The organism is Caenimonas soli (assembly GCF_013155545.1).
GTDB lineage: Bacteria > Pseudomonadota > Gammaproteobacteria > Burkholderiales > Burkholderiaceae_C > Ramlibacter > Ramlibacter soli.
Window position 1 is genome coordinate 1 of the sequence record NZ_JABJVV010000027.1, and the last position, 21,483, is coordinate 21,483.

Genomic DNA, 21,483 nt, shown 5'->3' on the forward strand with positions numbered 1-21,483 from the left:
CTTCAAGTGGATCAAACAGAACCTGCGCATCAAGGCATTTGTGGGCAACAGCGCCAACGCCGTGAAGACGCAAATCTGGATCGCAATCGCTACCTATGTGCTGGTGGCGATCGTGAAGAAGCGGCTCCAACTCACCGCCACGCTACACACCATCCTGCAGGTACTGAGCCTGTCACTTTTTGATCGGGTACCGATCGATGTGCTCCTGCTCAAAGCCGTCGATCTCGACGACGAAATCGAGGCTTCTCAGCAGTTTTCACTATTTGAAAATATCTCCGGACAGTAGTGGGCCTGACCCGCAATCCACGACGGCTCGCTATCGCGTTCGAGGCATGGATCCCGGGTCGAGCCCGGGATGACGGCTAGAGCGTCATCTCGTATTCCACCGTGATCGGTGCGTGGTCCGAGAACTTCTCGGTTTTATAGATCGACTCGTTGCGCGCCAGCTTCGCCAGCGCCGGCGTCGCCAGGTGGTAGTCCAGGCGCCAACCCACGTTGTTCAAGTAGGCCTGGCCGCGGTTGCTCCACCAGGTGTAGGCGGTTTCGGTCGCGTCGGGCTGCAGCACGCGGTAGACGTCGACCAACCCGGTCTCGTCCAGCAGCTTGGTCATCCAGGCCCGCTCCTCGGGCAGGAAGCCGCTGTTCTTGCGGTTGCTGCGCCAGTTCTTCAGGTCCTGCTCCTTGTGGGCGATGTTGACGTCGCCGCAGAGGATGAACTCGCGCTCGGTCTTCAGGCGCGCCAGGTACGGATCGAATCCGTCGAGGAACCGGAACTTGGCCAGCTGGCGCTCCTCCCCCGAGGAGCCGCTGGGAAAGTAGCAGCTGATGATGGACAGCTTGCGCGCGGGCGTGTCGAAGCGCAGTTCCACATAGCGGCCTTCGGCGTCGAACTCGGGCGAGCCGTAGCCCACGATGACGTCGCTGGGCGCGTGCCGCGTGTACACGGCCACCCCCGAATAGCCCTTCTTCTCGGCGAAATGAAAATAGCCCTTGAGGCCGGCCATTTCCTCGAATCGGCCTTGCACGTCGGCGGCCTGGGCCTTGACCTCCTGCAGGCAAATACAATCAGGGCTGGTCTTGGCGACCCAGGCTTCTACGCCTTTGCTGGCGGCCGAGCGGATGCCGTTCAGGTTGAGGCTGGTCAGTTTGAACAAGGAATTCCCCATGGTGACAGGTAACGGGCACGATCAGCTGGCGCTGGATTTCGTGCAATTTTCGGTGGATTCCGGCGTGCTGCGCTTTGGCCAGTTCAAGACCAAGGCCGGACGCCTCTCCCCCTATTTCTTCAACGCGGGCCTGTTCGACGATGGCGCCAAGCTCGGCCGGCTGGCGCAATTCTATGCACAGCGCATCCTGGCTTCCGGCATCACGTTCGACATGATCTTCGGCCCGGCCTACAAGGGCATCCCCCTGGCCGCGGCGGTGGCGATCGAGTTGGCGCGCCTGGGCCGCAACGTGCCCTACGCCTACAACCGCAAGGAAGCCAAGGACCATGGCGAGGGCGGAACCCTGGTGGGCGCTCCGGTTCAGGGAAAGGTGCTGATCGTGGACGACGTGATGTCGGCCGGCACGGCGGCGCGCGAGTCGATCGCCATCATCCAGGCGGCCGGCGCGACGCCCCATGCGGTGGCGATTGCCCTGGACCGGCAGGAGATGGCGACCGAAAACGGCGTGGACGTAAAGCACAGCGCCGTGCAATATGTCCGCGACAGCCTGGGCTTGCAGGTTTGCGCGATTGCGCGGCTGGCGGATTTGCTTCAGTATTTGGAGAAGCATAGTGGCGCAGGGCTGGCCGAATACCATGAGCAGGTACTCGCTTACCGGGATCGCTACGGCGTGGAATAAGGATGAATCGTGCCGGGCTTGATGGGGCGTGCCATTGGTGGGGGTGTGCTGGCCGCGGGTTTGCTCACGCAAGCCTGGGGGCAAGGCATCTACACGTGTGTGGACGCCAAGGGCCGGCGCCTGACGGCCGACCGCCCCATCGCTGAATGCAACGACCGCGAGCAGACCGAGCTAGGCCCCAGCGGCCTCGTCAGGCGCAAGATAGCGCCGCAGCTCACGGCCGTCGAACGGGCGGCTGCGGAGGAAAAGGCGCGCAAGGCCCTGGAAGAGCGCAATCGGCTCGCCGATGAGAAAAAGCGCGAGCGAGCGCTGCTGACCCGCTACCCCGACCGGGCCACCCACGACAAGGAACGCGCCGCCTCGATGGCGTTGGCCGAAGAGGTCATCGCCACGGCCAAAAGGCGCATTACCGAACTGGCGACCGAGCGCAGCCGCCTGGACGCCGAGCTGGAGTTCTTCGAGAACGACCCCTCCAAGGTGCCGCCCAAGCTGAAGCGCCAGATCGAAGAGAACACCAACAGCATGGAAGCGCAGAAGCGCTTCATCCAAGGCCACGAAGAGGAAAAGCGGCGCGTCAGCGCCCGCTACGACGAGGAACTGGCCAAGCTCAAGCAGCTATGGGCTCACCGGGACGCACCCGTCACCGGCGTGGTGCCGACCGTCAACAAGCGCTAGCGCTCAAGCACCCAGCTTCTTGCGCAGCATCTCGTTGACCTGGGCCGGATTGGCCTTGCCCTTGCTGGCCTTCATGGCCTGCCCCACCAGCGCGTTGAAGGCCTTGTCCTTGCCGGCCTTGAACTGGGCCACGTTGTCGGGGTTGGCGGCGATCACCTCGTCGATGATCTTTTCCAGGGCGCCCGCGTCGTTCATCTGCTTGAGGCCCTGGGCTTCGATGATCGCATCCACTTCCGTGCCCTCGCCGCCCCACAAGGCGTCGAACACCTGTTTGGCCGCGTTGTTGGAAATCGTGCCGTCCGCAATGCGCTTGATCAGCGCGGCCAGCTTGGCGGGACCGACCGGCGCCTCGTCGATCGAGACTTCGCCCACGTTGATCCGCCGCGACAGCTCGCCCATGATCCAGTTGCTGGCCAGCTTGGCCTGGCCCGACGCCTTGGCCGCCGTCTCGAAGTACGCGGCCATCGCCTTGCTCTGCGTCAGCGTGGTCGCGTCGTACTCCGGCAGGCCGTAGTCCTTCACGAAACGCGCCGCCATCACGCGCGGCAATTCCGCCATTTCCGAGCGCACGCGCTCCACCCATTCGGGCGCGACCACCAGCGGCGGCAGGTCCGGGTCGGGGAAGTAACGGTAATCCGCGGCATCTTCCTTGGTGCGCATGGCGCGGGTCTCGCCGGTGTCGGGGTCGAACAGCACGGTGGCCTGCTGGATGGCGCGGCCGTCCTCGATCTCCTCGATCTGCCAGCGGATCTCGTAGTCGATCGCCTGCTGCATGAACTTGAAGCTGTTCAGGTTCTTGATCTCGCGGCGGGTGCCCAGCGGCGCGCCGGGCTTGCGCACCGAAACGTTGGCGTCGCAGCGAAAGCTGCCTTCCTGCATGTTGCCGTCGCAGATACCGATCCAGGTGACGATCTTGTGCAGTTCCTTGGCATAGGCCACCGCCTCGTCCGACGAGCGCATGTCGGGCTCGGTGACGATCTCCAGCAGCGGCGTGCCGGCCCGGTTCAGGTCGATGCCGGACTGGCCGATGAAGTCCTCGTGCAGCGACTTGCCGGCGTCTTCTTCGAGGTGGGCGCGCACCAGCCGCACCGACCTCTTCTCGTCGCCCAGGTAGAACTCGACGACACCGCCCTGCACCACCGGGATTTCGTACTGGCTGATCTGGTAGCCCTTGGGCAGGTCCGGATAGAAATAGTTCTTGCGCGCGAAGATGCTGCGCGGGGCGATGTGGGCGTTGACGGCCAGGCCGAACTCGATGGCCCGCTCCACGGCGCCCTTGTTCATCACCGGCAGCGTGCCGGGCAGCGCCAGGTCCACAGGGCTGGCCTGGGTGTTGGGTTCGGCGCCGAAGGCCGTGGGGGCGCGGCTGAAGATCTTCGATTGGGTGGAGAGCTGGGCGTGCGTCTCGAAGCCGATCACGACCTCGTAGCCCTGGATCAGTTTGGCACTCATGTCAGAACCCCTCCGGCTTGCGAAGGTGGAAATCGGTGGCCTGCTGGAAGCGGTGGGCCGCGTTGAGCAGCTGGGCTTCCTTGTTGTAGTTGCCGATCAACTGGATGCCGACCGGCATGCCGGCCGCGCCGAAACCGCAGGGCACGCTCATGCCAGGCAGCCCGGCCAGCGAGCCGGGCAAGGTGAAGATGTCGGCCAGGTAGTCGGCCAGCGGATCGTTGCCATGCTCGCCGAGCTTCCACGCCACCGTGGGCGCCACCGGGCCGGCGATCACATCGCATTGCTGGAAGGCCTGCTGGAAATCGTCGGCGATCATGCGGCGGATCTTCTGGGCCTGCAGGTAATAGGCGTCGTAGTAGCCGTGCGAGAGCACATAGGTGCCGATCATGATGCGGCGCTTGACCTCGTCGCCGAAGCCTTCGGCCCGGGTCTTCTTGTACATGTCGAGCAGGTCGCCATGCTGCTTGGCCCGGTGGCCGAACTTGACGCCGTCGAAGCGCGATAGGTTGGACGAGGCCTCGGCGGGCGCGATGATGTAGTACACAGGGATCGACAGCTCGGTGCGCGGCAGCGAGATTTTCACCAGTTTGGCGCCCAGCTTCTGGTATTCCTTGAGCGCGCCGTCGATGGCGGCACGCACGTCGGCGGCCAGCCCCTCGCCGAAGAACTCCTTGGGCACGCCGATGCGCAGGCCCTCGATCGAGCCGCCCAGCGAGCGGCTGAAGTCCTCGGCCGGCACATCCAGCGACGTGGAATCGCGGTCCGGGTCGGGCCCGCAGATCGCCGACAGCAGCAGCGCGCAGTCTTCGGCGCTTCGCGCCATCGGCCCAGCCTGGTCCAGGCTGGAAGCGAAGGCGACCATGCCGTAGCGCGAGGCCCGGCCGTAGGTCGGCTTGATGCCGGTGATGCCGCAGAAGGAGGCGGGCTGGCGGATCGAGCCGCCGGTGTCGGTGCCGGTTGCGGCCGGCGCCAGCCGCGCCGCCACGGCCACGGCGCTGCCGCCCGAAGAGCCCCCCGGAATGCGGGAGCGGTCCCAGGGATTGAGCACCGGCTTGAACGCCGAGTTCTCGTTGGACGAGCCCATCGCGAATTCGTCGCAGTTCAGCTTGCCCAGTGTCACGGCGCCGGCCCGGGCCAGATTGGCCACGGCCGTGGCGTCGAAGGGCGAACGGTAGTTGTCCAACATCTTCGAGCCGGCGGTGGTCGCGAACTCCTTGGTCACGAAAATGTCCTTGTGGGCGATCGGCACGCCCAGCAGCGGCGCCGCCTCGCCGGCGGCGATGCGCTCGTCGGCCTGGCGGGCCTGGGCCAGTGTCACGTCGTGGTCCACCGCCAGGTAGGCGCCCAGGGCCTCGTGCCGCGCGCCACGCTCCAGGAAATGGCGCGCCACTTCGACGGCCGAAGCCTCCTTGGAGCGCAGTGCCTGGGCCAGCTGCGCCACCGTCAGATCGTGCAGTTGGCCGCTCATTCGATCACCTTGGGCACGAGGAACAGGCCGCGTTCTACCGCCGGCGCGCTGCGCTGGTTGGCTTCGCGCTGGTTCGGCTCGCTCGCCACGTCATCGCGCAGCCGCAGGGCCACGTCCTGCACGGCAGCCACCGGATGCGAAAGGGGCTCCACCCCCGCGGTGTCCACCGCGCGCATCTTCTCCACGATGTCGAAGAAGCCGTTGATCTGGGTCAGCATGCGCTCGCTCTCGGCCGCGCTTAGTTCCAGGCGGGCGAGGTTGGCGATGCGGTCTATGTCTTGGGAAGTGAGGGCCATGGGCGAAAAAGCGCTGCGATACAGATGTAAACGCGAAATTTTGGCCCGCTACGGACCAGCTATTCACAGGGGATCGGGTATTATCCCGCCTTTGGTGCAACGGCCGCAGAAGCGGCCTTTTTCACAGAAGAAACGAGGACTTCCTGATGTTCGGAGCTTTCCGTCGGTATTTTTCGACCGACCTGGCGATTGACCTGGGCACCGCCAACACCCTGATCTTCGTACGCGACAAGGGCATCGTGCTGGACGAACCGTCCGTGGTCGCGATCCGCCACGAAGGCGGCCCCCAAGGCAAGAAGACGATCCAGGCCGTGGGCCACGAAGCCAAGGCGATGCTGGGCAAGGTGCCGGGCAACATCGAAGCCATCCGCCCCATGAAGGACGGCGTGATCGCCGACTTCACCGTCACCGAGCAGATGCTCAAGCAGTTCATCAAGATGGTCCATCCCCGGTCCGTCCTGAAGCCCTCGCCCCGCATCATCATCTGCGTTCCCTGCGGCTCCACCCAGGTGGAACGCCGCGCCATCCGCGAATCGGCGCTCGGCGCCGGCGCGTCCGAGGTGTACCTGATCGAGGAACCCATGGCCGCGGCCATCGGCGCCGGCCTGCCGGTGTCGGAAGCCTCCGGCTCGATGGTCGTTGACATCGGCGGCGGCACCACCGAAGTCGGCGTGATCTCGCTGGGCGGCATGGTCTACAAGGGCAGCGTGCGGGTCGGCGGCGACAAGTTCGACGAGGCCATCATCAGCTACATCCGCCGCAACTACGGCATGCTGATCGGCGAGCCCACCGCGGAAGCCATCAAGAAGAATATCGGCTCGGCCTTCCCCGGCAGCGAAGTCAAGGAAATGGAAGTCAAGGGCCGCAACCTCTCCGAAGGCGTGCCGCGCTCTTTCACCATCTCCTCCAACGAAATCCTGGAAGCGCTGACCGACCCGCTGAACAACATCGTCTCGGCGGTGAAGAACGCGCTGGAGCAGACGCCGCCCGAACTGGGCGCCGACATCGCCGAGCGCGGCATGATGCTCACCGGCGGCGGCGCCCTGCTGCGCGACCTGGACCGCCTGCTGGCCGAGGAAACCGGCCTGCCGGTGCTGGTGGCCGAGGACCCCTTGACCTGCGTGGTGCGCGGCTGCGGTATCGCACTGGAGCGCATGGAGCGCCTCGGCTCGATCTTCACGAGCGAATAACTCCTCTCCCTGAAAGACAGCGATGCCGCTCGGTACGCTGGACAGAACCCCTCCGCCGTTCTTCAAGCAGGGCCCCTCGGCCCTGTCGAAACTCATGGTGTTCAGCGCGCTGGCGCTGTTCCTCATGGTGGCCGACACGCGCTTCCAGATCGCCAAGCCCTTGCGCGCCGTGGTGGCCACGGTGCTCTACCCGATCCAGTGGGTGGCCATGCGGCCGGTGCAGGTCGCCCGTTACGGCGCGGAGTATTTCGAGTCCCTCCGGAGCGCCCAGACGGCCGAGGCCGGGGCGCGCGTCAAGCTGGCACTGCAGTCGCAGCGCGCCAACCAGGTCGAGCAACTGGCCCAGGAGAACGAGCGCCTGCGCAAGCTGCTCGAACTGCGCGGCCGCATTTCCACCCCCGCCCAGGCCGCCGAAGTGCTGTATGACGCGGCCGATCCCTACTCCCGCAAGGTCATCATCGACAAGGGCGTGGCCCAGGGCATCGAGGCCGGCTCCCCGGTCATCGACGAATCGGGCGTGCTGGGCCAGGTCACCCGGGTCTACCCGCTCATGAGCGAAGTGACCCTGGTGACGGACCGCGACCAGGCCATTCCCGTGCTGAACGCGCGAACCGGCGCGCGCAGCGTCGCCTACGGCGACCCCACCCTGCACAGCGGCTCGCTCGAACTGCGCTTCATGGCTTCCAATGCGGATGTCCACGAAGGCGACCTGCTCACCACCAGCGGCGTGGACGGCGTCTATCCCCCGGGCCTGCCGGTCGCCAAGGTCCAGAAGATCGAGCGCCGGGCCGATACCGCCTTCGCCCGTATCACCTGTTCGCCCCAGGCCCTGGTGGACGGCGCCCGCCACGTGATGGTGCTGTCGCCGATCTCGGCCCAGGTGCCGCCGCGCCCCGCTGCCGAAGATCCGGCCGCGCCGGCGAAGAAGGGAGGCCGCAAGTGATCATGCGCCCTGGGCAGCAGCTTTTGCTGCCGGCCAATCCGCTCTTCATCTGGGGCAGCCTGCTGCTCGCGCTGCTGGTCAACATGCTGCCGCTGGGCCGCGTATCGTGGATGCCCGACCTGCTGGCGCTGGTGCTGGTGTTCTGGAGCGTGCACCAGCCGCTGCGCGTGGGCATTGGCTCGGCTTTCTTCTTCGGCATCGCCATGGACGTTCACCAGGCGGCGCTGCTGGGCCAGCACGCCCTGGCTTATTCGGCCCTGAGCTTCTTCGCGATCACCATCCACCGCCGTCTGCTGTGGTTCAGCGTGCCGTCCCAGGCCGTGCAAGTGCTGCCCCTGTTCGTGGCAGCCCACGCGATCGAGCTGGCGATCCGGATGCTGGCGGGCGGTATCTTCCCCGGGATCAGCGTGCTGCTGGCCCCCGTGATCGAATGCCTGCTTTGGCCGGTTGTGAGCGTGATCCTGCTGGCGCCCCAGCGAAGAGCCCCCGATCCGGACGAAAATCGTCCGCTATGACCGAACTGCGCAACGTCGAAGCCGACCTCTCGATGTTTCGAGTGCGGATACTGGTCGCCAGCATCGTGGTGGTGGTGGCCTTCGTGTTGCTGGCCAGCCGGCTGTTCTACCTGCAGGTGGTGCGGCACAGCGACCTGCTGGAGCAGGCCGAAAGCAACCGCACCGCCATCGTGCCGATGGTGCCCAACCGCGGCCTGATTCTCGATCGCAACGGCATCGTGCTGGCCACCAACTTCTCGGCTTACACGCTGGAGATCACGCCGGCCCGGCTGACCGGCAGCCTGGACAAGACCATCGACGAGCTGGCCCGCGTGATCGAGATCCAGCCGCGCGACAAGCGCCGCTTTCGCAAGCTGCTCGAAGAGTCGAAGAATTTCGAATCGCTGCCGATCCGCACCAAGCTGACCGACGAGGAAGTCGCCCGCTTCACTGCGCAGCGCTTCCGCTTTCCCGGCGTGGACATCAAGGCGCGGCTGTTCCGCAGCTATCCCTGGGGTGAACTCGCCAGCCACGTGATCGGCTACATCGGCCGGATCAACCAGGCCGAAAAGAAGGTGATCGAGGATTGGCCCGAGCAGGAGCAGGGCAACTACCGCGGCACCGAATACATCGGCAAGCTGGGCGTGGAGCAGAGCTACGAAAAGGAGCTGCACGGCATCACCGGCGTGGAGCAGGTGGAAACCTCGGCCGGTGGCCGCGCCGTGCGAAAACTCGACACCAGCCCCGCCACTCCCGGCAACACCGTGATGCTGGCGCTGGACATCAAGCTGCAGAAGCTGATCGAGGACATGTACGGCGACCGGCGCGGCGCCCTGGTGGCGCTGGACCCCAAGACGGGCGAGGTGCTGGCGTTCGTGAGCAAGCCCACCTTCGATCCCAACCTGTTCGTCGACGGCATCGACAGCGAGAGCTGGCAGCTGCTCAACGAATCCATCGAGAAGCCCCTGCTCAACCGGGCCATGCGCGGCACCTACCCGCCGGGCTCCACCTACAAGCCTTTCATGGCGATGGCGGCGCTGCAGACCGGCAAGCGCGCGGCGTCGCAGGTGATCCACGACGGCGGCTCCTGGAGCTTCGGCGGCCACGTGTTCCGCAGCCACGGCGACCACGGCCTGGGCGCGGTGGACATGCACGTCAGCATCGTGAAATCCAGCAACGTGTACTACTACTCGCTGGCCAACGAGATGGGCGTGGACGCCATCCACGACTTCATGAAGCCGCTGGGCTTCGGCCAGTACACCGGCATCGACCTGCAGGGCGAACTGCGCGGTATCCTGCCCAGCCAGGAGTGGAAGCGCAATTACTACAAGCGCCCCGAGCAGAAAAAATGGTTTGGCGGCGAGACCATTTCGCTGGGCATCGGCCAGGGCTACAACAGCTTCACCATGCTGCAGCTGGCGCAGGCCACGGCCACCCTGGTCAACAACGGCGTCAAGCACAAGCCGCGCATCGTCGTCGCCACCCAGGATGCGATCACCCGGGCCAAGGTGCCGATGCCGGCGCAACCGCCGGAGAATCTGGGCTTCAAGCCCGAACATGTGGCGATCGTGCGCAAGGCCATGGTCGCCGTGACGCAGGAAGGAACCTCGGCGCGCGTGTTCGCGGGCGCCGGCTACCTGTCCGGCGGCAAGACCGGCACGGCCCAGGCGGTGACCATCGGGCAGAAGGAAAAGTACAACGCCGGCAAGCTGGAAGAACACCAGCGCGACCACGCCCTGTACATCGCCTTCGCGCCGGCCGACGACCCGAAGATCGCCATTGCCGCCGTCGTCGAGAACGCCGGGTTCGGCGCAGCCTCGGCCGCGCCGATCACGCGGCGGATCTTCGACTACTGGCTGATGGGCCTGTACCCCACCGAGGAAGACCTGGCGGCGGTGAAGAAGGGCCAGGCCGGCCCGCCCATCGGCAAGCCGCGCAATGCCGCGGAAGTGGCCTGGCCGCCGGGTGGCGCGGCTGCGGGCGCCGCGCCCGCGTCCTCCGCGTCGGCCCCGCAAGCGGTCGTGCCCGCGGCCGCCACCGTCAAGACGGCTTCGCCTTAAGCCCCTCCTGCAAGCCGGCGGCTTCGAGCAACCAGCTGCCGACTTCCTCGGGCATTGTTCTGACGTGCCCCGGCAGGCGCCCGTCCGGAAATCCCACGTGGCCGCCGCCGGCCGGCTGCCACAGCGTCACGTTCGGCCCGACCTCCTGTTGCAAAGGCAGGCTCGCCGCCGGCACGAACGGGTCGTTCAGCGCGTTGAGTGCCAACGCCGGTATGCGGATGCGGTGCAGGTGGGCTTTGGCCGATGCGCGCGCGTAGTAGTCATCGGCGCTGGTAAAGCCATGCACCGGCGCGGTGAAGATGTCGTCGAACTGGTAGAGATCGCGTGCCGCCATCAGCTTGGCCGCGTCGAACAGGCCCGGGTGCTGCTTCAGTTTCGCCAAGGCCTTGGGCTTCATGCTGCGCAGGAACATGGTGGTGTAGACCAGCCGGTTGAAGCCGCGCCCGATGGCGACCGAGCCGGCTGCCAAATCCAGCGGAGAGCAGATCGAAGCCACCGCGTTGGCGTACCTGGCCGCTTGCGCGCCTGCCTCGCCGGCCCAGCGCATCAGCGCATTGCCGCCCAGTGACACGCCGACGGCGATCAGCGGGCCGCCGTGCTGCTCGCGCAGGCGGGCCAGGATCCAGCCGATCTCTTCGTAGTCGCCGGAGTGGTAGGCCCGAGGCCCCTGGTTCAACTCTCCGCTGCAGCCGCGGAAGTGCGGCACCACATAGGCCAGCCCGCGTTCAGCGGCGAAGTCGGCAAAGGCCTCGGCGTAGTGGCTGCGCGACGAACCCTCCAGGCCGTGGAACAGGACCAGCAGCGGCGCTTGCGGAGGTGCCTTGCGCTCCAGCCAATCCAGATCGACGAAGTCGCCGTCGGGCGTGGCCCAGCGTTCGCGCCGGAATTGCGGATGCTCACCGAACACCCGGCGCGCGTAGAGTGCCGGCCAGATGGTCTGCAGGTTGCCGCCGGGCAACCACCAGGGCGCGCGATAGTTCAATGCAGGACCTGCGGGTTGCCCGAGACTTCCTGGATTTCGCTGTTGGTTCCCGGGCTCGCATGGTGCGCGACCATGCGCCAGCCCTGCGCCGTGCGGTGATAGACGTTGGTGGCGATGACCCAGGCTTGGGCGGGGCCGTCCGGGCCGAGCACTTCCACTTTCTCCAGCACGTTGTGCACGGCGCTGCCCACCGCCTGGGTCTTGCGGGCGCGCTCCGGCCAGGCGCGGATGCTGCCATTGCTGAACATCGCTTCGAAGGTGGCACGGATGGCCATGGCGCCGATCACACGAGGCCCGCCGGGGTGGATGCAGACGATGTCGTCCTCGTCCGCCCAGCAGGCCATGAGCTTGTCGATGTCGCCGTTCTGCAGCGCTTGATAGAACGCAGCCTCGATGTCGTCTGCGTTGCCTTCGAGGTTGGCGGCCTGGAGTTTGGTTTTCTTGCGCATGAAGCTGGGGCGGTTCCTGGGGCCGATTCTGCCGTGGATTCAGCGATGGAGCCACTGCCGCACCGCGGCATGCAGATCGCCCTGGGCCGCGTGCCAGACAGTCTCGGGCGCCGCGATATGGATGCCGGGTGGCGCCAGCTGCAAAGCCACGGCCACGAACTGCGCCACTTTGGCGGCCCGCACCGGCTGTTCGCTGCTGGGCACCATGTACTTGAAGATGGACAGCATCCAGTGTGCCAATCCCGCCAGCAGTCCCGCGGCGGGCGCGGGTGCTGGCTTCTGGGCCGAGCGCACGATCAGCAGCCGATCGAAGCCCAGCGCCGCCACGGCCTGCTCATCCAGGCCGGCAAGGCCGCGCTTCAAGGCCTCGGGCAGCCTGCCCTGGACATGCGGCAGCACCACGGCCAGCGTGCTGGCCCCGCTGCGCCGCATCCACTGCGCCACTTCGAGCAGTTGCTCGGGCTGGGGCGTCCACAGCGCCCGCTCGCGGTCGTAGAACAGGCGCGGCGGATCGAACAGGATGATGCCCAGATCGGCCGCCGCGGCCGGCCATTGCGCCGGCGAGCCCTCGGCCACCACGGTGGCCGTGACGCCGCGCAACCCGGCCTTGATGGGCTCGCGCGCCAGGACCTGCGCGCATTCGAACTGGTGCAGGCCCACCAGGCGGCGCAGCACTTCATTGCCCAGCACGCCGGTGGCGCCGGCGATCACCAGCCGCGGCTTGCGCCTGGGCGGGCTGGACGCCTGGGCGCCGCGCAACACTTGAAACGGCTCTGCGTGCATCCTATATATGCTACCGTTGCTTTTCTTCCTCGAAGGAACAAACACATGAAGCGTTGGTTTCTCATGCTCGTGGTGGCGCTGTCGCTCACCGGTTGCGGCTACAACGATTTCCAGCGGCTGGACGAGCAAAGCAAATCGGCCTGGAGCGAAGTGCTCAATCAGTACCAGCGCCGCGCCGACCTGGTCCCCAACATCGTGGCCACGGTCAAGGGCGAGGCCAACTTCGAGCAGGAAACGCTCACCAAAGTCGTGGAAGCGCGGGCCAAGGCGACGTCGATGCAGGTGACGCCCGAGACGCTGAACAACCCCGAGGCCTTCGCCAAGTTCCAGCAGGCGCAGGGCGAACTCTCGGGCGCGTTGAGCCGCCTGATGGTGACCGTCGAACGCTACCCCGACCTGAAAGCCAACCAGGGCTTCCGCGACCTGCGGGTGCAGTTGGAAGGAACGGAGAACCGCATCACGGTTGCGCGCAACCGCTACATCCAGACGGTGCAGGAGTACAACGTGCTGGCGCGCAGCTTCCCCACCAACCTGACGGGCATGGTGTTCGGCTACAAGCCCAAGGCCAACTTCACGGTGCAGAACGAAACCCAGATCTCGACGCCGCCGCAGGTGGACTTCGGCACCAAGAAATAAGCGCCGATGGCCGTCTTGTCACGCGCCATCATCACGCTGTGGGCCCTCTTCTGGTTCGGCTGGGCCGGGGCCCAGGGCGTGCTGCCCGTTCCCCCGCTGTCGGCCCTGGTGATCGACCAGACTGGCACGCTCGATGCCATCCAGCTCAAGGGCCTGCAGGACAAGCTGACGGCCTTCGAGCAGAAGAAGGGCACGCAGATCGCGGTTCTGATGGTGCCCACCACACAGCCCGAGGACATCGCCAGCTACGCCAACCGCGTGGGCAATGCCTGGAAGATCGGGCGCAAGGACGTGGGCGACGGTGTCCTGGTGGTGGTGGCCAAGGACGACCGCAAGGTTCGCATCGAGGTCGCCAAGACGCTGGAAGGCGCGATCCCCGACCTGGCGGCCAAGCAGATCATCGACGAAGCCATCACACCCAACTTTCGCAAGCAGGACTTTGCAGCGGGCCTGCACGCAGCCGTTGACCAGCTGAGCGCCCGCATCACGGGCGAGGCGTTGCCCGCGCCCAAGGCTCCCGCGCAACGCAACCCCCAGGGCTTCGACTGGATGGACCTGGGCATCCTGCTGTTCATCGCCGTGCCCGTGGTCGGCGGGATGCTGCGCGGCATCTTCGGGCGCAAGCTCGGCGCCTTGGTCACCGGTGGCGGCGTCGGCGCCGTGGCCCTCTTCATCACCTCCAGCCTGGTCGTGGCCGCCATCGCCGCCTTCGTGGCGCTGCTGTTCTCGATGCTGTCGGGCGGCGGATTCGGCTCGCGCCGCGGCGGCCTGGGCGGCGGGCCCTTCATCGGGGGCTGGGGCGGTGGCAGTGGCGGCGGCAGTTGGGGCGGTGGTGGCGGAGGCGGTGGCTGGAGCGGCTCCGGCGGTGGCGGCGATTTTGGGGGCGGTGGCGCCTCGGGGGACTGGTAATGGCGCAAGCAAGGAACTGGCGACGCACGCTCGGCCGGATACTGCGGCACCGCTGGCTGGACGAATCCGACGCCGCCAAGGCGATCCCGCCCGATCTGCTGGAGCGGCTGGCGCGCCGCGTCGCCGCCAGCGAAAAGCGCCACAGTGGCGAGATCCGCATCTACGTCGAAGCCGGCCTGCCCATGAGCTACCTGCTGCGCGATGCGACGCCGCGTGAACGGGCGCTGGCGATTTTCGGCAAGCTCCGGGTCTGGGACACCGAGCACAACAATGGCGTCCTCATCTACCTCTTGCTGGCCGAGCACGCGATCGAGATCGTTGCCGACCGCGGCTTGAGCAGCCGGGTCGATCCGGGCGAGTGGCAGCGCATCGTCCAGCGCATGGGCTCGGCCTTCCACGAAGGCCGGTTCGAGGACGGGTTGACCCAGGCACTCGCGGAAGTCTCGGCACTGCTCGTCGCCCATTTCCCGCTGGCGCAGGACGAGACCAATCCCAACGAATTGCCGGACCAGCCGGTGATGGGCTAGCCGCAAAAAATAAAACCCCCGCGCTTGCACGTGGGGGTTTTGAGGTGCGGTTGCCCGCAGGCGCGGCGAGGGCCGCTTGCTTCGTCTTCTTAACCGATCAAATTACTTCTTTTGCCTGTATTTGCGCAGTGCCGCGATCTGGGCGGCCATGACGGCCAGCTCCGATTGTGCCTTAGCAATGTCGAGTTCGCCCTTGGCGTTGCGCAGGGCTTCTTCTGCAGCAGCCTTGGCGGTGTTGGCCTTCTCTTCATCGAGGTCCTTGCCGCGGATGGCGGTGTCGGACAGAACGGTGACGCAGTTGGGCTGCACTTCGAGCACGCCGCCGGCCACGAAGACGAATTCCTCGGAGCCGTCGGCCTTCTCGATGCGCACCGAGCCGGGCTTGATGCGCGTGATCAGCGGCGTGTGGCGCGGGTAGATGCCCAGTTCGCCGGCCTCGCCGGGCAGGGCAACGAAGCGTGCCTCGCCCGAGAAGATCGACTCCTCGGCACTCACGACATCGACATGAATGGTATTCATGGCGAATTAGACCTTCTTGGCTTTTTCGAACGCTTCGTCGATCGTGCCGACCATGTAGAACGCCTGCTCGGGCAGGTGATCGCATTCGCCGGCGGTGATCATCTTGAAGCCGCGGATGGTTTCGGACAGCGGCACGTACTTGCCGGGCGAGCCCGTGAACACTTCAGCCACGTGGAACGGCTGCGACAGGAAACGCTGGATCTTGCGGGCACGGGCCACGGCCAGCTTGTCCTCCGGTGCCAGTTCGTCCATGCCCAGAATCGCGATGATGTCGCGCAGTTCCTTGTAGCGCTGCAGCGTGTTCTGCACGGCGCGGGCGGTGTTGTAGTGGTCTTCGCCGACGACCAGCGGGTCGAGCTGGCGGCTGGTGGAGTCCAGCGGGTCCACGGCGGGGTAGATGCCCAGTGCGGCGATGTCGCGCGACAGCACCACGGTGGAGTCCAGGTGGGCGAAGGTGGTGGCGGGCGACGGGTCGGTCAAGTCGTCGGCGGGCACGTAAACGGCCTGGATCGAGGTGATCGAGCCGACCTTGGTGGAGGTGATGCGCTCTTGCAGGCGGCCCATTTCCTCAGCCAGCGTCGGCTGGTAGCCCACGGCGGAAGGCATACGGCCCAGCAGAGCGGACACTTCGGTGCCGGCCAGGGTGTAGCGGTAGATGTTGTCCACGAAGAACAGCACGTCACGGCCTTCGTCACGGAACGATTCGGCGATGGTCAGGCCGGTCAGGGCCACGCGCAGGCGGTTGCCCGGCGGCTCGTTCATCTGGCCGTACACCATCGACACCTTCGAGTTGGGCAGGTTCTCCAGGTCCACGACCTTGGAGTCGGCCATCTCGTGATAGAAGTCGTTGCCTTCGCGGGTGCGCTCACCCACGCCGGCGAACACCGACAGGCCGGAGTGGGCCTTGGCGATGTTGTTGATCAGTTCCATCATGTTCACGGTCTTGCCGACGCCGGCGCCGCCGAACAGGCCCACCTTGCCGCCCTTGGCGAACGGGCACACCAGGTCGATCACCTTGATGCCGGTTTCCAGCAGCTCCTGCGAAGGCGACAGCTCGTCATAAGCCGGGGCCTTGCGGTGGATGGAAGCGGTGAGGGTGGCGTCGACCGGGCCGCGTTCGTCGATGGGGTTGCCCAGCACGTCCATGATGCGGCCCAGCGTAGCCTTGCCCACGGGAACCATGATGGAGGCGTTGGTGTTGTAGACCATGTTGCCGCGGCGCAGGCCGTCGGACGAGCCCAGCGCGATGGTGCGCACGATGCCGTCGCCCAGCTGCTGCTGCACTTCCAGCGTGAGGGCCGTGCCCTCCATCTTCAGTGCGTCATAGACCTTGGGCATCTTGTCGCGCGGAAACTCAACGTCGACCACAGCGCCGATACATTGAACGATCTTGCCCTGAACGCGTGCGTTCTCTTGTGTGCTTGCTTGAGCCATGTTGCTCTCCAAATTAATCTCTAAATCAGACCGCCGCGGCCCCAGCCACGATCTCCGAAAGCTCTTTCGTGATCGCCGCCTGGCGCGTCTTGTTGTAGACCAGCTTGAGTTCGGCAATCACATTGCCGGCGTTGTCGGTCGCGGCCTTCATGGCCACCATGCGCGCCGATTGCTCGGACGCCATGTTCTCGGCAACGGCCTGGTAGACCAGTGCTTCCACGTAGCGCAGCAGCAGTTCGTCGATGACGCTCTGCGCATCCGGCTCGTAGATGTAGTCCCAGCCGGGCTCGCCCTCGTCCGCCTTGAACGACTCGGCCGTGAGCGGCAGCAATTGCTCGACCACCGGCTCCTGGCGCATCGTGTTGATGAACTTGGTGTACGACAGGTACACCGCGCTCACCTTGCCTTCGGCATACGCGTCCAGAAGCACCTTCACCGGGCCGATCAGCTTGTCCAGGTGCGGCGTGTCGCCCAGCTGGGTGACATGCGAAACCACCTTGGCGCCGATGCGGTTCAGGAACCCCAGGCCCTTGTTGCCGATCGCCACGGCGTGCGAATCCAGGCCCGCGCCCTGCAGCTCGCGCAGCTTGGTCGTGACCATGCGCAGCACGTTGGTGTTCATGCCGCCGCACAGGCCCTTGTCGGTCGTGACCACGATGAAGCCCGCCGTCTTCGCGTCGTTCAGTTTCATGAACGGGTGCGTGTACTCCGGGTTGGCCTTGCCGAGGTTGGCGGCGATGTTGCGCACCTTGTCGCTGTAGGGCCGGGCATGGCGCATCCGCTCCTGCGCCTTGCGCATCTTGGAGGCGGCCACCATTTCCATGGCCTTGGTGATCTTCTTGGTGTTCTCCACCGATTTGATCTTGCCCCGAATCTCTTTACCTGCAGCCACGTTGGCTCCTGTTAATTCAGAGACTTAAGCGAACGACTTCTTGAACGCGGCGATGGCGGCCGTCAGTTCGGCTTCGGCGTCGATGCAGACCTTCTTGAAGGCCTTCTTCTCGTCGCTGTCCGAATCCTTGGCGGGCTTGGCATCCCACTTCGCGCCGTTCTTCTCGATGGTGGCGAGCAGGGCGGCGTGCTTGTCCTTCAGGTAGGCATGCAGGCCGTGCTCGAAGGCCAGGACCTTCTTGACTTCGATGTCGTCCAGGTAGCCCTTGTTCACCGCGAACAGCGTGGCGCCCATCAACGAGATCGGCAGCGGGCTGTACTGGGCCTGCTTGAGCAGTTCGGTCACGCGGGCACCGCGGTCCAGCTGCTTGCGGGTGGCTTCGTCCAGGTCCGAGGCGAACTGCGCGAACGCGGCCAGTTCACGGTACTGCGCGAGGTCGGTACGGATACCGCCGGACAGGCCCTTGATCCAGTTGGTCTGGGCGGCGCCGCCGACGCGCGACACCGAGATACCGGCGTTGATGGCGGGGCGGATACCGGCGTTGAACAGGCTGGTTTCCAGGAAGATCTGGCCGTCGGTGATCGAGATCACGTTGGTCGGAACGAAGGCGGACACGTCGCCGGCCTGGGTTTCGATGATCGGCAGCGCGGTGAGCGAGCCGGTCTTGCCCTTGACTTCACCCTTGGTGAAGGCTTCGACGTAGTCGGCGTTCACGCGGGCGGCGCGCTCGAGCAGGCGGCTGTGGAGATAGAACACGTCGCCGGGGTAGGCTTCGCGGCCCGGCGGGCGGCGCAGCAGCAGCGAAACCTGGCGGTAGGCCACGGCCTGCTTGGACAGGTCGTCATAGACGATCAGGGCGTCTTGGCCGCGGTCGCGGAAGTACTCGCCCATCGTGCAGCCGGAGTACGCCGAAACGTACTGCATGGCGGCCGACTCGGAAGCCGAAGCGGCGACCACGATGGTGTATTCCATCGCGCCGGCCTGCTCCAGCGAGCGGACGATGTTCTTGATCGTGGACGCCTTCTGCCCGATGGCGACGTACACGCAGGTCATGTCCTGACCCTTCTGGTTGATGATCGCGTCGACGGCCACGGCGGACTTGCCGGTCTGGCGGTCGCCGATGATCAGCTCGCGCTGGCCGCGGCCGATCGGCACCATGGAGTCGATCGACTTCAGGCCGGTGGCCATCGGCTGGCTCACCGACTGGCGGGCGATCACGCCCGGGGCGACCTTCTCGATCACGTCGGTCATCTTGGCGTTGACCGGGCCCTTGCCGTCGATCGGCTGGCCCAGGGCGTTGACGACGCGGCCGATCAGCTCGGGGCCGACCGGCACTTCCAGAATGCGGCCCGTGCACTTGACGGTGTCGCCTTCGGAGATGTGCTCGTACTCGCCCAGAATCACGGAGCCGACGGAGTCGCGCTCGAGGTTCAGGGCCAGGCCGAAGGTGGGGGTGCCGTCGGCGGTGGGCGGGAATTCCAGCATTTCGCCGGCCATCACGTCGGACAGGCCGTGGATGCGGCAGATGCCGTCGGCCACGGACACCACGGTGCCCTGGTTGCGAATGTCGGCGCTGGCGGACAGCCCTTCAATGCGGCTCTTGATCAGTTCAGAAATCTCTGCGGGATTGAGTTGCATGACTCTTTCCTTTCTAGGGGGTTAGTCCGACGGCGTTTAGGCCGTCAGCGCGACTTTCATTTGTTCCAGGCGGGCCTTCACCGAAGTGTCGAGCACCTCGTCGCCGACCACCACGCGAATACCGCCGATGAGGGAGGGGTCTTCCTGCACCGTGAGGTTGAGCTTGCGCCCGAACCGCTTTTCCAGCACACCTGCCACGTCGCCCAGCGAGGACGCGGCGATCGGGAAGGCGCTGTACACCACTGCGTCCGAAGAGCCGCTCTGCGCGTTCTTGAGCGCGCGGAACTGGGCGGCAATCTCAGGCAGCGCCGGCAGGCGGCCGTTCTCGATCACCGCACGCAGGAAGTTGGTCGCGGCGGGCGGCAGCTGCACCTTGGCAACGTCCGACACCACGTCGAACACCTGCTGGTGCGTGACCTTGGGGTTGTCGGCGAATTGCAGCAGCTGCGAATTGCCGGCGACCGCGGCCAGGGCTTCGAGCCACTGGGCCGTGCCGTTCAGGTCGCTCTTGGCGGACTTGAACAGGGCTTCGGCGTAGGGACGGGCGATGGTGGCGAGTTCGGCCATGGCTTACCTTTTTTACAGCTCGGTCTTCAGGCGGTTGAGCAGCTCGGCGTGAACGCCGGCATTGACTTCCTTGCGCAGGATCTGCTCGGCGCCCTTCACTGCCAGCGCGGCGACCTGCTCGCGCAGGGCTTCGCGGGCCTTGACGGTCTGCTGCTCGGCTTCGGCGCGGGCGGCTGCAATGATCTTGCTGCCTTCTTCGGTCGCACGCGTCTTGGCTTCTTCGACGATGGCCTGGGCGCGGCGCTCGGCGTCGGCCAGCAAGCCAGCCGTTTCGTTGCGCGTCTTGGCCAGCTCTTGCTCCACGCGACGGTCGGCGGCGGCGAGGTCGGCCTTGGCCTTGTCGGCTGCCGCCAGACCTTCGGCGATCTTCTTGGCGCGCTCGTCCAGAGCCGTGGCGATCGGCGGCCACACGAACTTCATCGTGAACCCGACCAGGATCAGGAACACGATCATCTGAATGATCAGGGTACCGGTGATGCTCACTTTTTCATCCTTCGCCCCAGGCGCAAAGCGCTGCGGGGCATGACGTATTTCGGACGATCGATTACTTCGGCAGGTTGGCGATCTGGGCCAGGAACGGGTTGGCGGTGGCGAACCACAGCGCAATACCGGTGCCGATAATGAAGGCGGCGTCGATCAGGCCGGCCAGCAGGAACATCTTGGTTTGCAGCTCGTTCATCAGCTCGGGCTGGCGGGCGGCGGACTCGAGGTACTTGCTGCCCATGATGCCGATACCGATGCAGGCACCGATAGCGCCGAGGCCGATGATGAGGCCGGCGGCCAGTGCGACAAAGCTGATAACTTCCATGATTGCTCCTAGAGGACTTGGTTGACGTGAAAAGAAAAGGGAAAGAGAAACTGCCGTTTTAGTGGGCGTCGTGGGCCTGGCCCAGGTACACCAGCGCCAGCATCATGAACACGAAGGCTTGCAGCGTGATGATCAGGATGTGGAAGATGGCCCAGAAGGTACCGGCAACGATGTGCAGGGCGGCCAGGCCGACGCCGCCGAGCGACAGCGTCCAGGCGCCGCCCAACAGGGCGATCAGCAAGAAGATCAGTTCGCCGGCGTACATGTTGCCGAACAGTCGCATGCCGTGCGAAACGGTCTTGGCCACGAATTCGATGATCTGCATGCCGAAGTTGAACGGCCACAGCAGCGGGTGGGCGCCGAAGGGGGCGGTGAACAGCTCGTGGACCCAGCCGCCCAGGCCCTTGATCTTGATGTTGTAGAACAGGCAGATCAGCAGCACCGACAGCGACAGGCCCATGGTCATGGAAAGATCGGCGGTCGGCACGACGCGCATGTAGGCGTGGTGCGGATCATGGCCGGCGGCCCCATAGATCTTCTCCCAGAGGAACGGGAACAGGTCCACCGGGAACAAGTCCATGGCATTCATCAGGAAGATCCAGACGAATACCGTGAGCGCCAGCGGCGCGATGAACTTGCGGCTCTGGGCGTTGTGCACGATGCCCTTGGCCTGCGAGTCCACCATCTCGACCAGGATTTCCACCGCGGCCTGGAAGCGGCCCGGCACACCCCAGGTAGCCTTGCGCGCCGCCAGCCACAGCAGCCAGCAGCCCACGACACCCATGCCGATGGCCCAGAACAGCGAATCGAAATTGAAGACGGAGAAATCGACGACGTTCTTGGCCTTTTGGTTCTGCAAGTGCGTCAGGTGGTGAATGATGTATTCACCAGCGGTGGGTCCGTGTTCAGCAGCCAT

The 21,483-nt window shown here is 65.6% G+C and carries 24 protein-coding genes and 1 pseudogene; 10 read left to right on the plus strand and 15 right to left on the minus strand.

Annotated features, from left to right (window positions below):
* Positions 1 to 286: pseudogene (locus tag HNE04_RS26765) on the plus strand (IS4 family transposase); the annotation flags it as partial.
* 76 nt (positions 287 to 362) lie between these two features.
* Here the strand turns inward: HNE04_RS26765 and HNE04_RS26770 are convergent.
* The gene (locus tag HNE04_RS26770) at positions 363 to 1,154 is read right to left on the minus strand and encodes an exodeoxyribonuclease III (RefSeq protein ID WP_172226633.1); all 792 of its coding nucleotides are present in this window, start codon (positions 1,152 to 1,154) and stop codon (positions 363 to 365) included.
* 10 nt (positions 1,155 to 1,164) lie between these two features.
* Between HNE04_RS26770 and pyrE the strand changes: the two genes are divergently transcribed.
* On the plus strand, positions 1,165 to 1,845 hold the full coding sequence (gene pyrE, locus HNE04_RS26775; RefSeq protein WP_172226636.1) for an orotate phosphoribosyltransferase: 681 nt from the start codon (positions 1,165 to 1,167) through the stop codon (positions 1,843 to 1,845).
* Positions 1,846 to 1,854: 9 nt separating this feature from the next.
* Positions 1,855 to 2,520, plus strand: coding sequence for a DUF4124 domain-containing protein (locus HNE04_RS26780; protein ID WP_328700422.1), 666 nt, complete (start codon positions 1,855 to 1,857; stop codon positions 2,518 to 2,520).
* Positions 2,521 to 2,523: 3 nt separating this feature from the next.
* Here the strand turns inward: HNE04_RS26780 and gatB are convergent, their stop codons facing one another.
* From gatB to gatC, 3 genes are read right to left on the minus strand one after another with little or no spacing between them, the layout of a single operon-like run.
* Positions 2,524 to 3,972: an Asp-tRNA(Asn)/Glu-tRNA(Gln) amidotransferase subunit GatB gene (gene gatB, locus HNE04_RS26785; RefSeq protein ID WP_172226639.1), complete on the minus strand. Its 1,449-nt coding sequence runs from the start codon at positions 3,970 to 3,972 to the stop codon at positions 2,524 to 2,526.
* A gap of 1 nt (position 3,973) precedes the next feature.
* The gene (gene gatA, locus HNE04_RS26790) at positions 3,974 to 5,440 is read right to left on the minus strand and encodes an Asp-tRNA(Asn)/Glu-tRNA(Gln) amidotransferase subunit GatA (RefSeq protein WP_172226642.1); all 1,467 of its coding nucleotides are present in this window, start codon (positions 5,438 to 5,440) and stop codon (positions 3,974 to 3,976) included.
* Entirely contained in the window at positions 5,437 to 5,736 is a 300-nt protein-coding gene (gene gatC / locus HNE04_RS26795; RefSeq protein WP_172226645.1) for an Asp-tRNA(Asn)/Glu-tRNA(Gln) amidotransferase subunit GatC, read from the minus strand. The genes gatA and gatC overlap by 4 nt, the downstream gene beginning before the upstream one ends.
* A gap of 146 nt (positions 5,737 to 5,882) precedes the next feature.
* Here gatC and HNE04_RS26800 point away from each other — a divergent pair, with 146 nt between their 5' ends.
* From HNE04_RS26800 to mrdA, 4 genes are read left to right on the plus strand one after another with little or no spacing between them, the layout of a single operon-like run.
* Positions 5,883 to 6,926, plus strand: a complete 1,044-nt coding sequence (locus HNE04_RS26800; protein ID WP_141508309.1) for a rod shape-determining protein — start codon at positions 5,883 to 5,885, stop codon at positions 6,924 to 6,926.
* Between the two features lie 22 nt (positions 6,927 to 6,948).
* Positions 6,949 to 7,869 (plus strand): rod shape-determining protein MreC, encoded by a 921-nt coding sequence (gene mreC, locus HNE04_RS26805; protein ID WP_172226648.1) that lies wholly within the window; start codon positions 6,949 to 6,951, stop codon positions 7,867 to 7,869.
* A complete protein-coding gene (gene mreD / locus HNE04_RS26810) occupies positions 7,866 to 8,384 on the plus strand; it encodes a rod shape-determining protein MreD (protein WP_172226651.1) in 519 nt (172 codons plus the stop codon). The genes mreC and mreD overlap by 4 nt, the downstream gene beginning before the upstream one ends.
* On the plus strand, positions 8,381 to 10,423 hold the full coding sequence (mrdA, locus tag HNE04_RS26815; protein ID WP_172226654.1) for a penicillin-binding protein 2: 2,043 nt from the start codon (positions 8,381 to 8,383) through the stop codon (positions 10,421 to 10,423). Before mreD ends, mrdA begins: the two co-directional genes overlap by 4 nt.
* Here the strand turns inward: mrdA and HNE04_RS26820 are convergent.
* The 3 genes from HNE04_RS26820 to HNE04_RS26830 are packed head-to-tail and all read right to left on the minus strand — an operon-like array spanning position 10,404 to position 12,637.
* Entirely contained in the window at positions 10,404 to 11,405 is a 1,002-nt protein-coding gene (locus HNE04_RS26820; protein ID WP_172226657.1) for a YheT family hydrolase, read from the minus strand. The two genes, mrdA and HNE04_RS26820, sit on opposite strands and share 20 nt — an antisense overlap.
* Entirely contained in the window at positions 11,402 to 11,854 is a 453-nt protein-coding gene (locus tag HNE04_RS26825; RefSeq protein ID WP_172226660.1) for a YybH family protein, read from the minus strand. The genes HNE04_RS26820 and HNE04_RS26825 overlap by 4 nt, the downstream gene beginning before the upstream one ends.
* Positions 11,855 to 11,893: 39 nt before the next feature.
* Complete coding sequence (locus HNE04_RS26830; RefSeq protein ID WP_172226662.1) at positions 11,894 to 12,637, minus strand: hypothetical protein; 744 nt, start codon at positions 12,635 to 12,637, stop codon at positions 11,894 to 11,896.
* A 45-nt stretch (positions 12,638 to 12,682) separates the two neighbouring features.
* Here HNE04_RS26830 and HNE04_RS26835 point away from each other — a divergent pair, with 45 nt between their 5' ends.
* From HNE04_RS26835 to HNE04_RS26845, 3 genes are read left to right on the plus strand one after another with little or no spacing between them, the layout of a single operon-like run.
* Complete coding sequence (locus HNE04_RS26835) at positions 12,683 to 13,273, plus strand: LemA family protein (RefSeq protein ID WP_172226665.1); 591 nt, start codon at positions 12,683 to 12,685, stop codon at positions 13,271 to 13,273.
* 6 nt (positions 13,274 to 13,279) lie between these two features.
* The gene (locus tag HNE04_RS26840) at positions 13,280 to 14,182 is read left to right on the plus strand and encodes a TPM domain-containing protein (RefSeq protein WP_172226668.1); all 903 of its coding nucleotides are present in this window, start codon (positions 13,280 to 13,282) and stop codon (positions 14,180 to 14,182) included.
* Positions 14,182 to 14,709 (plus strand): TPM domain-containing protein, encoded by a 528-nt coding sequence (locus tag HNE04_RS26845; RefSeq protein ID WP_172226671.1) that lies wholly within the window; start codon positions 14,182 to 14,184, stop codon positions 14,707 to 14,709. Before HNE04_RS26840 ends, HNE04_RS26845 begins: the two co-directional genes overlap by 1 nt.
* A 102-nt stretch (positions 14,710 to 14,811) precedes the next feature.
* On the opposite strand, the gene HNE04_RS26850 is transcribed toward HNE04_RS26845, so the two are convergent.
* From HNE04_RS26850 to atpB, 8 genes are all read right to left on the minus strand, one after another.
* The gene (locus HNE04_RS26850; protein WP_172226674.1) at positions 14,812 to 15,228 is read right to left on the minus strand and encodes a F0F1 ATP synthase subunit epsilon; all 417 of its coding nucleotides are present in this window, start codon (positions 15,226 to 15,228) and stop codon (positions 14,812 to 14,814) included.
* Between the two features lie 6 nt (positions 15,229 to 15,234).
* Positions 15,235 to 16,662: a F0F1 ATP synthase subunit beta gene (atpD, locus tag HNE04_RS26855; RefSeq protein WP_172226677.1), complete on the minus strand. Its 1,428-nt coding sequence runs from the start codon at positions 16,660 to 16,662 to the stop codon at positions 15,235 to 15,237.
* Between the two features lie 25 nt (positions 16,663 to 16,687).
* Complete coding sequence (gene atpG / locus HNE04_RS26860) at positions 16,688 to 17,554, minus strand: F0F1 ATP synthase subunit gamma (protein WP_172226680.1); 867 nt, start codon at positions 17,552 to 17,554, stop codon at positions 16,688 to 16,690.
* Positions 17,555 to 17,578: 24 nt separating this feature from the next.
* The gene (gene atpA / locus HNE04_RS26865) at positions 17,579 to 19,192 is read right to left on the minus strand and encodes a F0F1 ATP synthase subunit alpha (protein WP_172226683.1); all 1,614 of its coding nucleotides are present in this window, start codon (positions 19,190 to 19,192) and stop codon (positions 17,579 to 17,581) included.
* Positions 19,193 to 19,228: 36 nt separating this feature from the next.
* Positions 19,229 to 19,759, minus strand: a complete 531-nt coding sequence (locus HNE04_RS26870; RefSeq protein ID WP_172226686.1) for a F0F1 ATP synthase subunit delta — start codon at positions 19,757 to 19,759, stop codon at positions 19,229 to 19,231.
* 12 nt (positions 19,760 to 19,771) lie between these two features.
* Entirely contained in the window at positions 19,772 to 20,242 is a 471-nt protein-coding gene (locus HNE04_RS26875) for a F0F1 ATP synthase subunit B (RefSeq protein ID WP_172226689.1), read from the minus strand.
* 61 nt (positions 20,243 to 20,303) lie between these two features.
* Complete coding sequence (atpE, locus tag HNE04_RS26880) at positions 20,304 to 20,567, minus strand: F0F1 ATP synthase subunit C (protein ID WP_047501588.1); 264 nt, start codon at positions 20,565 to 20,567, stop codon at positions 20,304 to 20,306.
* Positions 20,568 to 20,625: 58 nt separating this feature from the next.
* Positions 20,626 to 21,483, minus strand: coding sequence for a F0F1 ATP synthase subunit A (gene atpB / locus HNE04_RS26885; RefSeq protein ID WP_172226692.1), 858 nt, complete (start codon positions 21,481 to 21,483; stop codon positions 20,626 to 20,628).

Bases quoted from the DNA above. Each gene is read 5' to 3' on its own strand.
- HNE04_RS26845 (WP_172226671.1), top strand. From the start codon at position 14,182: ATGGCGCAAGCAAGGAACTGGCGACGCACGCTCGGCCGGATACTGCGG.
- atpD (WP_172226677.1), bottom strand. From the start codon at position 16,662: ATGGCTCAAGCAAGCACACAAGAGAACGCACGCGTTCAGGGCAAGATC.
- HNE04_RS26800 (WP_141508309.1), top strand. From the start codon at position 5,883: ATGTTCGGAGCTTTCCGTCGGTATTTTTCGACCGACCTGGCGATTGAC.
- HNE04_RS26840 (WP_172226668.1), top strand. From the start codon at position 13,280: ATGGCCGTCTTGTCACGCGCCATCATCACGCTGTGGGCCCTCTTCTGG.
- pyrE (WP_172226636.1), top strand. From the start codon at position 1,165: ATGGTGACAGGTAACGGGCACGATCAGCTGGCGCTGGATTTCGTGCAA.
- HNE04_RS26825 (WP_172226660.1), bottom strand. From the start codon at position 11,854: ATGCGCAAGAAAACCAAACTCCAGGCCGCCAACCTCGAAGGCAACGCA.
- HNE04_RS26835 (WP_172226665.1), top strand. From the start codon at position 12,683: ATGAAGCGTTGGTTTCTCATGCTCGTGGTGGCGCTGTCGCTCACCGGT.
- mrdA (WP_172226654.1), top strand. From the start codon at position 8,381: ATGACCGAACTGCGCAACGTCGAAGCCGACCTCTCGATGTTTCGAGTG.
- atpB (WP_172226692.1), bottom strand. From the start codon at position 21,483: ATGGCTGCTGAACACGGACCCACCGCTGGTGAATACATCATTCACCAC.
- HNE04_RS26830 (WP_172226662.1), bottom strand. From the start codon at position 12,637: ATGCACGCAGAGCCGTTTCAAGTGTTGCGCGGCGCCCAGGCGTCCAGC.
- gatB (WP_172226639.1), bottom strand. From the start codon at position 3,972: ATGAGTGCCAAACTGATCCAGGGCTACGAGGTCGTGATCGGCTTCGAG.
- HNE04_RS26870 (WP_172226686.1), bottom strand. From the start codon at position 19,759: ATGGCCGAACTCGCCACCATCGCCCGTCCCTACGCCGAAGCCCTGTTC.
- mreC (WP_172226648.1), top strand. From the start codon at position 6,949: ATGCCGCTCGGTACGCTGGACAGAACCCCTCCGCCGTTCTTCAAGCAG.
- gatC (WP_172226645.1), bottom strand. From the start codon at position 5,736: ATGGCCCTCACTTCCCAAGACATAGACCGCATCGCCAACCTCGCCCGC.
- atpE (WP_047501588.1), bottom strand. From the start codon at position 20,567: ATGGAAGTTATCAGCTTTGTCGCACTGGCCGCCGGCCTCATCATCGGC.
- HNE04_RS26850 (WP_172226674.1), bottom strand. From the start codon at position 15,228: ATGAATACCATTCATGTCGATGTCGTGAGTGCCGAGGAGTCGATCTTC.
- gatA (WP_172226642.1), bottom strand. From the start codon at position 5,440: ATGAGCGGCCAACTGCACGATCTGACGGTGGCGCAGCTGGCCCAGGCA.
- atpA (WP_172226683.1), bottom strand. From the start codon at position 19,192: ATGCAACTCAATCCCGCAGAGATTTCTGAACTGATCAAGAGCCGCATT.